This window comes from Microbacterium sp. RU1D (assembly GCF_900156435.1).
Taxonomy (GTDB): domain Bacteria; phylum Actinomycetota; class Actinomycetes; order Actinomycetales; family Microbacteriaceae; genus Microbacterium.
The window spans coordinates 598,738-612,485 of record NZ_FTPQ01000003.1 but is presented as its reverse complement, the minus strand read 5'-3'; the positions used below and the strand labels follow the sequence as shown (position 1 = coordinate 612,485).

Annotated in this window: 14 protein-coding genes and 1 tRNA gene; 10 read left to right on the top strand and 5 right to left on the bottom strand. The window is 70.8% G+C overall.

The window, feature by feature from the left end:
* Positions 1 to 41 precede the first annotated feature (41 nt).
* The 3 genes from B0B15_RS15155 to B0B15_RS15145 all read left to right on the top strand — a co-directional run bounded on the left by B0B15_RS15155 (position 42) and on the right by B0B15_RS15145 (position 1,505).
* Positions 42 to 470, top strand: a complete 429-nt coding sequence (locus tag B0B15_RS15155; protein WP_076677478.1) for a YdeI/OmpD-associated family protein — start codon at positions 42 to 44, stop codon at positions 468 to 470.
* Between the two features lie 100 nt (positions 471 to 570).
* Positions 571 to 1,200 (top strand): asparagine synthase, encoded by a 630-nt coding sequence (locus B0B15_RS15150; protein WP_076677476.1) that lies wholly within the window; start codon positions 571 to 573, stop codon positions 1,198 to 1,200.
* 101 nt (positions 1,201 to 1,301) lie between these two features.
* Positions 1,302 to 1,505: a hypothetical protein gene (locus B0B15_RS15145; protein ID WP_076677474.1), complete on the top strand. Its 204-nt coding sequence runs from the start codon at positions 1,302 to 1,304 to the stop codon at positions 1,503 to 1,505.
* A gap of 135 nt (positions 1,506 to 1,640) precedes the next feature.
* Here the strand turns inward: B0B15_RS15145 and B0B15_RS15140 are convergent.
* Positions 1,641 to 1,713, bottom strand: a tRNA-Arg gene (locus B0B15_RS15140).
* A gap of 146 nt (positions 1,714 to 1,859) precedes the next feature.
* Between B0B15_RS15140 and B0B15_RS15135 the strand changes: the two genes are divergently transcribed.
* Positions 1,860 to 3,356, top strand: coding sequence for an L-serine ammonia-lyase, iron-sulfur-dependent, subunit alpha (locus tag B0B15_RS15135; RefSeq protein WP_076677472.1), 1,497 nt, complete (start codon positions 1,860 to 1,862; stop codon positions 3,354 to 3,356).
* A gap of 110 nt (positions 3,357 to 3,466) precedes the next feature.
* On the opposite strand, the gene B0B15_RS15130 is transcribed toward B0B15_RS15135, so the two are convergent.
* Positions 3,467 to 3,898, bottom strand: a complete 432-nt coding sequence (locus B0B15_RS15130) for a MarR family winged helix-turn-helix transcriptional regulator (RefSeq protein WP_076677470.1) — start codon at positions 3,896 to 3,898, stop codon at positions 3,467 to 3,469.
* Between the two features lie 275 nt (positions 3,899 to 4,173).
* Positions 4,174 to 4,791 carry a histidine phosphatase family protein gene (locus B0B15_RS15125; protein WP_076677468.1) on the bottom strand — a complete coding sequence of 206 codons (618 nt, stop codon included), beginning with the start codon at positions 4,789 to 4,791 and terminating at the stop codon, positions 4,174 to 4,176.
* A 367-nt stretch (positions 4,792 to 5,158) separates the two neighbouring features.
* Here B0B15_RS15125 and B0B15_RS15120 point away from each other — a divergent pair, with 367 nt between their 5' ends.
* The 6 genes from B0B15_RS15120 (at position 5,159) to B0B15_RS15095 (ending at position 12,211) form a co-directional block, all read left to right on the top strand.
* Positions 5,159 to 6,622, top strand: coding sequence for an amino acid permease (locus B0B15_RS15120; protein ID WP_076677466.1), 1,464 nt, complete (start codon positions 5,159 to 5,161; stop codon positions 6,620 to 6,622).
* Positions 6,623 to 6,981: 359 nt separating this feature from the next.
* Positions 6,982 to 7,668, top strand: coding sequence for a SipW-dependent-type signal peptide-containing protein (locus tag B0B15_RS15115; protein WP_256334299.1), 687 nt, complete (start codon positions 6,982 to 6,984; stop codon positions 7,666 to 7,668).
* Positions 7,665 to 8,297, top strand: a complete 633-nt coding sequence (locus B0B15_RS15110; RefSeq protein WP_083709076.1) for a signal peptidase I — start codon at positions 7,665 to 7,667, stop codon at positions 8,295 to 8,297. The genes B0B15_RS15115 and B0B15_RS15110 overlap by 4 nt, the downstream gene beginning before the upstream one ends.
* A gap of 13 nt (positions 8,298 to 8,310) precedes the next feature.
* On the top strand, positions 8,311 to 9,039 hold the full coding sequence (locus B0B15_RS15105; protein ID WP_076677462.1) for a hypothetical protein: 729 nt from the start codon (positions 8,311 to 8,313) through the stop codon (positions 9,037 to 9,039).
* Positions 9,036 to 10,775 (top strand): choice-of-anchor G family protein, encoded by a 1,740-nt coding sequence (locus B0B15_RS15100; RefSeq protein WP_076677460.1) that lies wholly within the window; start codon positions 9,036 to 9,038, stop codon positions 10,773 to 10,775. The genes B0B15_RS15105 and B0B15_RS15100 overlap by 4 nt, the downstream gene beginning before the upstream one ends.
* A 107-nt stretch (positions 10,776 to 10,882) precedes the next feature.
* Entirely contained in the window at positions 10,883 to 12,211 is a 1,329-nt protein-coding gene (locus B0B15_RS15095; protein WP_076677459.1) for a flavin monoamine oxidase family protein, read from the top strand.
* A gap of 142 nt (positions 12,212 to 12,353) precedes the next feature.
* On the opposite strand, the gene B0B15_RS15090 is transcribed toward B0B15_RS15095, so the two are convergent.
* Positions 12,354 to 13,214: a sulfurtransferase gene (locus B0B15_RS15090; RefSeq protein ID WP_076677457.1), complete on the bottom strand. Its 861-nt coding sequence runs from the start codon at positions 13,212 to 13,214 to the stop codon at positions 12,354 to 12,356.
* Between the two features lie 15 nt (positions 13,215 to 13,229).
* On the bottom strand, positions 13,230 to 13,730 hold the full coding sequence (locus tag B0B15_RS15085) for a DUF4188 domain-containing protein (protein ID WP_076677455.1): 501 nt from the start codon (positions 13,728 to 13,730) through the stop codon (positions 13,230 to 13,232).
* Positions 13,731 to 13,748 lie beyond the last annotated feature (18 nt).

The following is a 13,748-nucleotide window of genomic DNA, read 5'->3' as shown; positions in this document are numbered from 1 at the left end:
CCGCAGTGTTCACGTAGCCGCGTTTCTGCCACACTCCCCTCATGCGTTTCGAGACGACCCTGTCGCAGATGGGGAACAACACCGGCATCGAGGTGCCCCCCGAGATCGTCGAGGCCCTGGGTGGCGGCAAGCGCCCCGCCGTCACGGTCGACGTCAACGGGTACGTCTACTCGAGCACGATCGGCGTGATGGGAGGCCGTTCGCTCATCCCGTTCTCCGCCGACAAGCGCAAGGCGACGGGTCTTTCGGGCGGGGATGCCATCAGCGTCGAGCTCACCCTCGACACGGCGCCTCGCACGACCGAGGTGCCCGACGACCTCGCGGCAGCCCTCGCGGAAGCCGGCGTCCGACCCGCGTTCGACGCCCTCGCCCCCAGCGCGCGCAAGGCGCACGTGGTCAACGTGGAGTCGGCGAAAGCCGCCGACACGCGCGTGCGTCGCGTCGCGTCCATCGTGTCCAAGCTCTCCTGAGGTCGACCCCGTCCCGTTCGGTCGGGACGGTTCGCGCTCCGGCGGCGGCCTGCTCGACACTGCGCGAGCCGCCGGGCGATAGCCTGGAGCGGGAGGTCCCGTGGGGCGCACGAAAGAGGCCATCGCCGAAGGGTTGTCCATTGCGACGGCCGCGGCGCGACTGACCGTGCGCAATCGCATCCTGGTCGAGACGATCGCCCGCGGCGGGCAGTTCGAGAGCGAGCTGTTCGCGGACTTCGCCCGCACCACCCTCCACGCCCTCGCCGACGAGCAGGACCAGGCGGCCGAGCGCGTGACCCACCAGCGCAAGCGCGCGTGGGGCCGGTTCTCCGACTCCTCGGGCACGCACGACTACCGCGACCGCGACACCCGCAATCTGCGTCGCCGCGCGAAGCAGTCGCGCGGGGTCGCGAAGGAGTTGCGCGCCCTCGCCGACGATCCGGAGCGCGTGAAGACCCTCGTCGCGGACGCGCGCATCGCCGCGTGGGGCGACGTCGAGGCCAATCTCCGCCAGCGTCTCGACGTCGAGGGCATGACCGCCGACGCCGATCCCGAGTACGCGCAGATGCGCAAGGCGAGGATGGACGCCCTGCGCATGGTCGATCTCGCTCGTCTCGCCTCCCAGGCGAAGCGTCGGGCGAAAGACAAGGCCGCCGCCGACGGTGATGAGGCCGACGAGGCCGCGTCCGAGAAGACCGCGGCGAAGAAGAAGAAGTCGGCCACCCCCTGACCGTCGCGCGGCGTGGTGCGGGCGCGTCGTATTCTCGGCGCGGTGACTGCTGCCGCGCCGGTGCCCCGAGTAGCCTCGGCCGCGAGCGGAAGGTGGAGGCCATGGTGCGACGACGTCTCGGACGCTCGGCCCGAGTCGCCCGACCCGGCTACGCGCTGGTCTCGGTGAGTGCGCGCGACGCGAACGGGTTCGTCCACCATTACGACGACATCGAGGCCCCACTCGGATCGCTGCACGAAGCGATCGCGATCCTGCAGCTGAACTCCGTCGCCACCGACGCCGCCCATCGCGACGCATCCGCCTGACCGGTCTGCCCATCGGTGGCACGCGTCCCGGGCGGTCTTCCCGGGGTGATTCCATGGAGCCCCGGCGCGTCAATGGAAAAAGCCCCGGCTCAGAATTTCTTCTCAGCCGGGGCTTGTCACTGTCTCAACACAGTGTGCGCCCGAAGGGACTCGAACCCCTAACCTTCTGATCCGTAGTCAGATGCTCTATCCATTGAGCTACGGGCGCAGGGCCTCCGCGCGAAACGGCGCGCAGGCCGTGGTCCAGCATAGCCGCGACCTCGGGAGACGTCTAATCAGCCCCGAACAGCGTGCATCCCGGGCGTGGCGCGCCGATGACCGGCGGGTGTCGAGTCGGAGACGTACGCTGGCGGGATGAGCGCATACACCTCCGCGTTCGAGCTGTTCTCCATCGGGATCGGACCCTCGAGCTCCCACACGGTCGGCCCCATGAGGGCCGCACATTCTTTCGCCGCACGGTTGCAGTTCACCGGAGACCTGGACCGGGTGGCATCCGTTTCCTGCGCCCTCTACGGCTCGCTCGGTGCGACCGGTATCGGGCACGGCACCCCCGACGCCGTCGTCGCGGGTCTGCAGGGCCTCGAGCCCGAGACCGTCGATCCGGATGCCGTCCGCCGCGCGTGGTCGGACTGGCCCGACGGGCGCGCGCTGGCGCTCGCCGGCACGCACGAGATCCCGTTCGCGAAGGCGGACATCGCGCTCGAGCCGCGCACGCGCCTGCCCGGCCACCCCAACGCCATGACCCTCGTCGCACGCGATGACGACGGCGCCGTTCTCGCCGAGGAGACGTTCTACTCCGTCGGCGGCGGTTTCATCCGGCGCGAGGGCGAATCCGCTCCGGTGACGGCCGCGCCGATGCCGCTCGCCTTCGACGACGCCGCGACGCTTCTCGCCCTGTGCGACGAGCGGGGCATCACGATCGCGGAGGCGGCGCGTCTGAATGAGGAGGCGCTGCGCTCCGACGAGGAGATCGCCGCGGGCCTCGACCGGATCTGGGACGCGATGGCGGCCTGCGTCGACGCGGGTCTGCACAACGACGGCGTGCTGCCCGGCATTTTGAAGGTGAAGCGCCGGGCCGCCGTGATGCGCGGGCAGCTGGATGCCATCGAGGCCGAGGGGCACCGGGAGCTCCCGGGGGAGTGGCTCGGGGCGTTCGCGCTCGCTGTCAACGAGGAGAACGCCGCCGGTGGACGGGTGGTCACCGCGCCCACGAACGGGGCGGCGGGGATTCTGCCGGCGGTGGCGATGTACTGGTGGCGGTTCCTCGCCGACTTGGGGCTCGGCGTCGGCAACGCCGTCACGCCGCACGGCGAGCTCGTGGGCAGCGCCCTGCTCGGGTACGACGGGCACGCGGTGACCCGGTCCGAGGTCGCGCACTGGGACGACGAGGATGTCGCCGAGGCGAACCGCCGGCGCGGCATCCGGCGCTTCCTGCTGACGGCCGCGGCGCTGGGCTCGCTGTTCAAGGCGAACGCCTCGATCTCGGGCGCGGAGGGCGGATGCCAGGCCGAGGTCGGATCGGCGTGCGCGATGGCGGCCGGCGGGCTCACGGCGGTCATGGGCGGCACGAACCGGCAGATCGAGAACGCCGCGGAGATCGCGATGGAGCACCACCTCGGCCTCACGTGCGACCCGGTCGGGGGTCTCGTGCAGATCCCGTGCATCGAGCGCAACGCGATCGCCGCGTCGACGGCGGTCACCGCCGCTCGCCTCGCCCTGCGCGGCGACGGTTCACACTACGTGTCCCTGGATGCCGTGGTCGAGACGATGCGTCAGACCGGCATCGACATGTCGACGAAGTACAAGGAGACCAGCGAGGGCGGCCTCGCGGTCAACGTCATCGAGTGCTGAGCGTGGTCGTCCTCATCCGCTCGAAGGGAGGAGGCTGAGCCCGTCGAAGCCTCCGTACCCGGCGGTGACGGCTCGACCGCCGAGCGGTCGCCGCGTCCGGCCGCTACCGGTCAGGCGCCGTCGCGGAGCTTCGCGGTGAGGGCGCGCAGCTGCTCGAGCTCGTCGTCGGTGAGGCGGGCCATGCGGTGGGCGATCGAGCGTCCGTGCGCGGCGGCGAGCCGGCGGAACACCACCGCGCCGTTCTCCGTCGCGGTGACGAGTGATCCGCGACCGTCCTCCGGATCGGCGCATTTGGTGAGAAGGCCCCGCGACACCATGCGCTCGACCAGCCGCGAGACGCTGGGCTGGCTGATGAGCATGTTGCCCGTGACGTCGCGCAGGCGAGCCGTCATACGCGGCGCGCGCGTGACCGTGAGCAGCACGTCGTACTCGGCCTGGGTGAGTTCTTCGCCCTCGAAGTCGGACCGGATGTCTTCGAACACCTCGTGCTGTGCGCGGAAGAGGCTCTCCCAGGCCTGCACGGCGAGACGTCGATCGGTCATGCACTCAGCGTAGAGGGAGCGGCATGCCGCGGACACGACGTCGACGTCATGACTGTGGGCAGAGTAAGGGCCGGTCGGAGAGGCTTCCGACCGGCCCTTGTCCCTGCACCAAGAGTGTCCTGCAATCACATGTCGGTAGCTGCCACAGCAAAACAACTACCGTGCGAGCACTCTATAACGGTGAGGTAACGGAGGGGAAGAGGTCGCCGTTATATTTTCGTGACCGATTTCGCGAGACCATCCTGTGGGTTCCGTCCGCCCTCTCCCGTAGGGGATCACCGTCCGCGAACGTGGTTCCACTGCGTGATGACCTCCGAGCCGTGCTCGAAGCCGAGCTCGCTCACCGCCGACGTGCCCAGCACGAAGTAGCGGCCGCCCGCGGCGGTCAGGCCCAGCCACGTGCCCGCGAGGGCACGGAGGAAATGGCCGTGCGAGAACAGCAGGATCTGCTCGCCGGCCTGAACGCGCGGGCGCAGCTCCGCGAGCAGGGACTCGGCGCGCGCCGTGACCTGCGCGACCGACTCGCCCGGGGTCGCACCCGCCGGCGTCCCGTCCCAGATCGTCCACGGCCGTCCGAGCTGCGCGACGATCTCCGGAGTGGTGAGACCCTCGTACGCGCCGTAGTCCCACTCGACCAGTCGCGCGTCGGTCTGCGCCCCTGGATATCCGGCGCGATCAGCGGTCTCGACCGCGCGCTGCAACGGGCTCGAGAGCACGAGGTCGTAGCGACGGGTGGCGAGCAGGGTGCCTGCCAGCTCCGCCTTGTAGGCCCCTGTCTCGGTGAGCGGGATATCGGTGAGACCGGTGTGGCGTCCGGTGCGGCTCCACTGCGTCTCGCCGTGCCGCACGAGCACGATCCGTCCGTCGGGTTCCGTCAGCTCTTCGTCCTTCACCCGTCCATCCTCCCGCCAGCGAGAGGGTCGGGCCGCGTCTTCGGGCGTGGCGGAAAAAGAAGGGCCGGTCGGAGAATCCCGACCGGCCCTTTCCTGCACCAGAGTGTCCTGCAATCACATGTCGGTGGCTGCCACAGCAAAACAACCACCGTGCGAGCACTCTATAACGGTGAGGTAACGGAGTGGAAGAGGATGCCGGGAGGCATTCGCTATTCATAGGAAAGGTCGACGCACCGACGCATCGAGCGCCGCCGACAGGTCGGCGAAGAGGTCGTCGGCATCCGGTCGGTCGCAACTCGACTACTGTGACTGCGTCGCCCGGGCGCCTCGACGGCTCCGGGCTCGATCATGAAATGCGAGCACTCCCATGAGTCGTCCCCTCGATTCCTCCGTCGACACGTCCGATCCGGCGGGCGCACCGCGCCGGCTGCGCCGGGCCATGGAAGCCCGGCACCTCGTCATGATCGCCCTGGGCGGGGTGATCGGGTCGGGCCTGTTCCTCAGCTCGGGCTACACGATCCATCAGGCGGGTCCCCTCGGCGCCGTGCTGGCCTACCTCCTGGGCGCCTTCGTGGTGTGGCTGGTCATGGTCTGCCTGGGTGAGCTCGCGGTGACCTATCCGGTGTCGGGGTCGCTGCACATCTACGCCGCCCGCACCATGGGCCCGGCCACGGGCTTCACCACGGCGTGGCTGTACTGGCTGTGCTGGGTCGTTGCCCTCGGGTCGGAGTTCACGGCATCCGGGATCCTCATGCAACGGTGGTTCCCGGATGTCGAGGTGTGGGTGTGGTGCATCGTCTTCGCCGGCGTGCTGTTCACGCTGAATGCGATCTCCGCGCGCGTGTTCGGCGAGACCGAGTTCTGGTTCGCGCTCATCAAGGTCATCGCGATCCTGGCGCTCATCGTGCTCGGCACGATGGCGATCTTCGGATTCACGCCGCTGTCGTCCCAGCCGCACGCCGCGGTGGGGCTGAGCAACTTCGTCACGCCCGACGGGCTGCTGCCGGCGGGGCTCGGCGGCGTGCTGATCACCTCGCTCGCGGTGTTCTACGCCTTCAGCGGCGCCGAGCTCGTGGGCGTCGCGGCGGGCGAGACGAAGGACCCGGGCCGCAACATCCCGCGGGCCCTGCGCTCGACGGTGCTGCGTCTGCTGGTGCTGTTCGTCGGCTCGATCATCGTCATCGCCGCCCTCCTCCCCTACGAGCGGGCCGGGCTCTCCTCGAGCCCGTTCGTCGACGTCTTCGAGTACGTCGGCGTGCCCTACGCGGCCGACATCATGAACTTCGTCGTCATCACGGCGCTGCTCTCGGTGGGTAACAGCGGGCTGTACTCCTGCGCGCGCATGCTGTTCTCGCTCGCCGAGGAGGGTCACGCCCCGCGCGCCTTCACGAAGCTCACCCGGCGCGGCATCCCGATGATGGCCCTGCTGGTGAGTCTCGCGATCGGTCTCGTGTCGCTGATCTCGAGCGTCATCGCCGCCGAGACCGTGTACCTCGTGCTCGTGTCGATCGCCGGATTCGCGGCGGTCGCGGTGTGGATGTCGATCGTCGCGGCGCAGTTCTTCCACCGCCGGCAGTTCGTGCTCGGGGGCGGAGACGTGTCGAGCCTCGCCTTCCGCACGCCGCTGTACCCGCTTGTGCCGATCCTCGCGTTCGTGCTGCTGACCGCCTCGATCGTGGCGATCGCGTTCGATGAGAACCAGGTCGCGGCCCTGTATTTCGGCATCCCGTTCGTGGGCCTGTGCTACCTGTTCTTCTGGGTGCGCTACGGGCGCACGGGGACGACGACCGCCCGGCGCGACGAGGCAGCGCCCGCCGGCTCCCTCGACTGACGGCGGCGCGGGTGCGGGAGGCCGTGCTCCGCGGTCTCCATTCGCGATCGAGCGACCCGAGAAGCGCACGCGACGGTCGCGATGACCCTCTCGCCCCTACGGTCTTCGCACGCCCTCGGCTACGGGGAATGGACGTCCGCGGTACCGGCGTCACGACGTGCCAGCCGCCTCCGTAGTCGGGTCTCGATACGCAGATCCGACCCCGATACGGGGTTCGAGATCGGGAGACCACTGGTTCTTCCCTGGTTGGACGCCCGCGCCCTTGGTGCGCTCGCCCGGGTGCCGCGAGTGTCGACGTCGCGGGGCCCTCCCCGCCCGCTGGGCAGCAGCCGAGCGGATCGAACCTGATGGGGGTATCCATGGAGAACCAGAAGCGCCGACTCGTTCGGCGTCGCATCTTCGCTGTCGCTGCGGGCGGCGCGGCTCTCGGGGTCGGCGTCGCGGCGACCCTCGCGGCCTGGACCGACACCGAGTGGGTGTTCGGCGGGAACGGCGCAGGTGGCCCGGGGGTGGGGACGTCCACCTTCGCGATCGAACAGAACACGGACCCCGGCTTCGACCCGGCCGCGTGGACGGACGAGCCGGCCAACCCAGGAGGCGAGATGGTCTTCAGCGCCACGGGACTGCTGGGTACCGAGCTGGCCCCGGGCGACAGCGTCTACGCCGCGGTGGCGCTGCGCACCAAGACCGCCTCGATCGCCGGCGATGTCGAACTCCAGGCGGCCGTTCCCGCCGCCGGGATCGCCGGCGACGACACGGGCGACCTGCTCTTCGACGCCCTCGACGTCCGCGTGGCGACGAGCGCCATCGCCTTCAGCTGCGACGCGTCGGCCTTCGGCGGCGCGACGACCATCATCGCCGATGGGCCGCTCGCGACCACCGGAGCATCCGTCACGCAGGCTCTGGCGGAGGCCTCGGGCTCGACGCAGTACTACTGCTTCGAGGTGACCCTTCCCGACCCGATCCCGTTGGCGGGCGGGACGACCCCGGAGGACTACATGGGCCGCGCGATCGCCCCGGCGTGGGAGTTCGTGGCCACCTCGTGAACGACCTGGTCACGGCATCCCGTCCGCTCGCCGCGCACGCCGCGGGGCCGCGGCACCGGTTCCCCCCTCACCCACCGGATGCGGATGCGGACGCGCCGCTCGAACGGGTGCGGGATGCCGTGACCACTCTCGTCGGATGCCTCGGCATCCTCACCGTCGTCTGGCTGGTGGCGAGCTCCGTCTGGGGACTGGGGATCATCGTCTTCGTCACGGGGTCGATGTCGCCCTCGCTCCCCACCGGTGCCGCCGCCATCACGCAGGCGGTCGAGGCAGCCGACCTCGCCGTCGGCGACATCGTGACGGTGCGCCGTCCCGGAAACGGGGTGCAGGTGACTCACCGCATCATCGACATCGCGTCTGTCGCGGGGGATCCGCGGGCTCGCACCCTCACCCTCCGCGGCGACGCGAACGCCGCCGCCGACCTCCAGCCCTACGTGGTGCAGAGCGCGCCGCGCGTTCTCGCGGGCGCCCCCGTCCTGGGGACGATCATCACGACGGCGAAGACGCCGGCGGTCATGCTCGTCAGCGCCGTCATGATCGCTTCCGTCATCGCGTGGGCACTGTGGCCCACGCCCGAACGGACGACGCGTGCAGACACCGACCCGCGTCCTTCTCCCGCTCACCGCTGACCTTTGGAGAATCATGTCCCTCTCTCCCCGCGTCGCCAGACGGCGCGTCAGCGCGGTCCTCGCTGCCGCCGCCTCGTTCGCGCTCATCGGTGCGGGAGGAGTGTTCCTGGCCGACGCCGCTCGCGCCGCGTTCGTCGACGTCCCGCCCACGGGTTCACCGGGACGGCTGGTGCTCTCCTCCGACCCGTACCCGGCGGAATTCCTCGATCTCAGCCCCGGTGATCCCGCGTTCTGGCAAATCCAGGCGCGCCTGGAGGATGCCACGCGGGCGACGCTCGCGCTGGAACTGCGCAAGAGTGGGCCGCCGGCCGAGGTGCCGCGTGGCCTCATCATGCAGGTGGACGTCTGCGACGACCCGTGGGCGGGGGTGCCCGACCAGCCCCTGTGCGCCGGCGGGGGCCGCTCCGTCACGGTGGCGACGCCCTCCGACGACTACGCCACGACGTCGCCGTCGTTCGAACTGCGGCCGTTGACGCCGTCGGCCCCCCAGTACCTGCTGGTGACGCTCTCGGTCGAGGATTCCGAGGCGGCGCGGGCGGACACCGCTCTCATGGGTCTGCGCGGTCGGATGGGGGTCGGACTCACTGCCATCTCGGTGGATGACGTGCCGGTGCGACCGCCGGGTCGGCTGCCGGCCACCGGATTCGACCCCACGGCGCTCCTCGGCGTCGGCGCGCTCGCGGCGGGACTTCTCGGAATGGGTGCGTCCCTGCGGATCGCACGGAATGGGGCACGGCGATGAAGGTCGGGACGCGGGCGGGCCTGGCCGCCGCCACAGGAATTCTGCTCGTGGTGCCGCTGGGAATCACGGCCACCACAGCGAGCTGGAACGACGTCGAATGGGTCCACGACGACGCCCTCGGGACCGGCGTGCTGGATTGCGCGCAGAACCCGGCGCTCGAGAGTCGCTCACGAGGGACGTTCCTCGCGGGTGAACTGCTCGGGGTCGATCTCGATGCGCTCGCGCAGCTCGACGACATGCGTCTGACGGTGCAGTCGGATGGGGTAGCGGTGCCCGACCCGGGGAACGCGATCGATCTCGGGTCCGCCCCTCCGACGTTCACCTACGCCAACCCGCTGAACGTCACGGCGCTGGGCATCGCGGGGGTCGATCTCACGGGCTTCTCGATCGGGCTGCCGGGCGCGGCCCTCGGAGCGGCGAATCAATGGACGCAGGGGTCGGCCGAGGGGCGCGCCGCGGGCGCGTCCGGCCTGATCAACGACTCCGGGGCCGTCCTGGTGTCGGACACGACTCCCGACAGCAACCTTCCCCGGCCCGCGACGATCGACATCACCGCTCTTCTGCCGACCGTCGCGGGGTTGAATGCCGCGAGGCTCGAGGTCGGCGCGGTCGCCGCGGGTTCTCAGCTCGACGGATGCGCGGCTCTGCTCGACCAGGTCTGGGGGGTCTCTCCCACGCAGCCGGTCGCGCAGCGGGACTACGGCGTCGCGGGCCTCGGGCTCGCGCTCGATGCGCCCGCGGTGGGCGCGCTGACCGGGGCCGTCACGACGACGGTGGGGGAGCTCGAGACGGCGGTCGCCGCGCTCGTGGGGCAGAACGGCCTCATCTCGAGCACGTTGAGCGAGGCGCTCAGGCTTCGTGTCTCCACCCTGGCGAGCGTGGGGACGACGGGAACGGTGACGATCACCGGTCTCGACCTGCGGTCGACGGTGGCGCCCTTCCTGGGGCTGCATCTGCAGGGGAACGGGTTCACGGTCGACCTGGCGAACGGGCGGATCCTCGTCGATCTCGAGCGGCTCACCGGCCCCCTGAACGGCGCGGCGCCGAACACCGAACTCGTTCTCGACGCCGGCGTCGTGAACGCCATCACGGCCGAGGCGGGTGCGCTCCTCGATGCGTGGGCGACCGACGTGACGAACGCCCTGCGCGCAGCCATCCGCAATGCCCAGCTGAGCATCGATCTGACGGTCACGGTCCGGGCTGCCGGATACAAACTAGCCGACGTCAGGCTCACGTCGACCTCGGCCATCGGCGCGGTGGTCGACGGGAACGCGACCGTCGGGGTGACCCTCAGCGGCGTGCCGACCGGACTGATCGTCACGACGATCGACGCCGCGCTGGTCGCGATCGGTCTGCCCACCCTGAGCAACATCGTCAACACACTCACCTCATCCGGTCCCGTGCTGACGACCGCGCTGGCCAACCTGCTCACCACGCAGCTCCTGAATCGCGTCACCACCCTCGGCACGACGTTGTCCTCGCGCTCGGCGCCGGTCGTCACCGTTCTGGCCGAGGTGCTGAATGCGCTGCCGTCGGTCGTGTCGGTGATGGTCAACGTCCAGCCCGACGTGTCCGGTGCTCCTCCGGGGTCGACGTACACCCAACCGACCGCTCGCTCCACGGCCGAGTTCGCGGTCACCGCGCTCCGACTGGGGCTCGCGGACTTCGCTGCCCCCGACGACGTGGCGCACGTCCTGTTCGGCACGGGGTCTGCGGGACCGGTGACCCTGCCTTGACAGGCCGCGGCGGCGCCCGGACGCCGCCGCGGCTCCCGTCGGCCCTCGCGCCGACAGCCGGGAGAGCTCTACTCTCGTCAGACGGTCGATCACCCGAGGGAGCCGTCATGCAGGAGCAGTTCGACACCGTCGTCGTGGGAGCAGGCATTTCCGGCCTCTCGGCCGCCCGACTCCTCTCTCGCGCGGGTCGGCGCGTGGTCGTGCTCGAGGCCCGGGACCGCGTCGGCGGCCGCGTCTTCACCGACCGCAGCGAGGGGCACGTCACCGACCGCGGCGCTTCCTGGATCCACGGCATCGACGACAGTCCCGTCGCCGCGGCCGCCCGTGCGTTCGGGATGCCGATGGTGGAGTTCACGGTCGGCGGCTATCAGCCCGACTCGCGCCCGCTGACCTACTTCGACGCCGAGGGTCGACGACTTCCCCGCGACGCCGTCCGGCAATACGCCGACGACATCCGCACGCTCAACGCCGCGCTGGTGGGGATCATCCCCGACGCGGCCGACGACGCGACCTACGGCGATGTCGTGGAACGCGCGCTCGCCGCCCAGGAGTGGGACGCCGAGCGCGCGGAGCGCGTGCGGGAGTACAACGATCGTCGGGCCCAGGAGCAGTACGGCATCGGGATGGACGGCCTCGGCGCGCATGGGCTCGACGATGACACCGTCAACGGCGACGAGGTGGTCTTCCCGCGCGGGTACGACGAGCTCGCGACGCATCTCGCCGAGGGAATCGACGTGCGGCTCGACCACGTCGTGTCGCGGGTGCAGTGGTCGCCCGAGGGGGCGGAGGTCGAGACCGACCGCGGCACGTTCCCCGCCCGGCACGTCGTGGTCACGGTGCCCGTGGGGGTGCTGCACGCGGGCGATCTCGCGTTCGCCCCCGCGCTGCCCGAGACGCACGCCCGTGCGCTCCGCCTGCTGCGCATGAATGCGTTCGAGAAGGTCGCGCTGCGTTTCGCCGAGAGATTCTGGGATGCCGGGGTCTACGGCATCCGTCAACTCGGCGACGAGGGGGAGTGGTGGCACTCCTGGTACGACCTGGGGCGTCTGCACGACGAGCCCGCCCTGCTGACGTTCGCCGCCGGTCCCGCCGCCGTCGCGACGCGCGAATGGAGCGATGACGAGATCGTCGCGTCGACCCTCGCGCAGCTGCGGCGCCTCTACGGCGGAGCGGTCCCCGAGCCCGAGAGCGCGGTCGTCACCCGCTGGCAGGACGACCCGTTCTCGCGCGGCTCCTATGCCTATATGCTCCCGGGGTCTGTCGGTGCCGACCACGACGATCTCGCCGAGCCGCTGGGCGACGGCGTGCTGCACCTCGCCGGGGAGGCGACGTGGGGGGACGATCCGGCGACCGTCCCGGGCGCGATGCTGTCGGGGCACCGCGCGGCGCAGAACGTGCTCGGCTGGGAGGTGCCGGTCAGCGACCTCTGGGCGTGACGCGACACAGGTGGCCCGCCCCCGCTGCGGGAGGTCCGTTCGTTGCGGGAGGTCCCCGCGCTAGGGGAGGTCCCTGAGCATGCCGAAGGGACCGGAGGCTTCGACGGGCTCAGCCTTCCGCGCGTCGGCGAGCCGGGTCTCGTCAGCGCGGATCCGGGCCGGTCGCCACCGGCAGCTCGGGGTGGTTCGACCACTGGCTCCACGACCCCGGGAACACGCGCGGCTCGAAGCCGGCGAGGGTCAGCGCGACGGCCTGGTGCGCCGCCGTCACCCCCGACCCGCAGTACACCCCGACGCTCGCCCCGTCTTCGACTCCGAGCATGCGGAACCGCGATCGCAGCTGCTCGGTCGAGCGGAACCGGCCGTCGTCCGCGACGTTCTCGGTGGTCGGGGCGCTCACCGCGCCGGGCACGTGTCCCGCGCGCGGGTCGATGGGTTCGACCTCTCCCCGATAGCGTTCGCCCGCGCGCGCGTCGAGCAGAACCGACGAGTCGGCGAAGTCGGCGACGGCGTCGAGCTCGAGGACCGGGAGCGCCCCGTAGGCGAGGGAGATCGAGCCGGGCGCTGGGGCCTCGGCATCCCCCTCCTCCAGGGCGAGACCGGCGTCGGTCCACGCCTGCAGCGCTCCGTCGAGCAGGCGCACGTCGGTCAGGCCCGCGTAGCGCAGCAGCCACCACGCCCGTGCGCTCGAGAGGTTCTTCAGGTCGTCGTAGACGACGACCGTGTCACCGGGGTCGATGCCCCACCGGCGGGCGGCGCCCTGCAGCGTCTCGACCGGGGGCAGGGGATGCCGTCCGTCGGCCGGTGCGCCATGGGCGGCGAGATCGTGGTCGAGGTCGACGTACTGCGCCCCGGGGATGTGCCCCTCGCGGTAGGAGGGGCGCCCGTCAGGGCGGCCGAGTCGCCACCGCACGTCGAGCACCCGCACCGGTCCTCCGTCGGGGAACGCCCCACTCTCGAGGGCGGCGTCCAATTCGGCGGGAGTGGTGAGCAGGGATGCCATGTCCCCAGTCTGCCGTCAGCTCGGCGCGCCCGCGCCCCGCGTGCGGCCATCGGCTACGCGGGCGCGAGCCCGGTCGTGGCGGGAGGCGATCGGCACCACCGCGGTCGCCTTCGGCAGGCCCATCGCGGGGGTGCCGACGTAGATGGTCTCGGCGCGATCGACGACGTACGTCTCGTGCCAGATGCCGACGACGCCGGGGTTCCTCCGCGCCCGTCCGTTGAAACGGGTCCAGGCCGGCCGGTGCTCGTGCGACGGCGCCGAGGCGTAGGTGTATAACTTGTCGAGCGACGACCAGTACTGCACGAGATAGGGGCCGCGCGAGCCCAGCAGCATCGTGAAGCCCAGTAGACCCGAGTCGGGGTCGGCGCTGAGCTCGCGCAGCATCCTCGGCATGTCGCTCATCAGCGGCACCCACTGGTCGACCCGCCACCAGCGGTTGATCGTCATGCCGATGTGGAAGACGACCAGTTCGTCGTCCCAGCGGTGGGTCATCCGACCGGAAAAGATGGATGCCATGGCTCGCCCTTTCTCGAT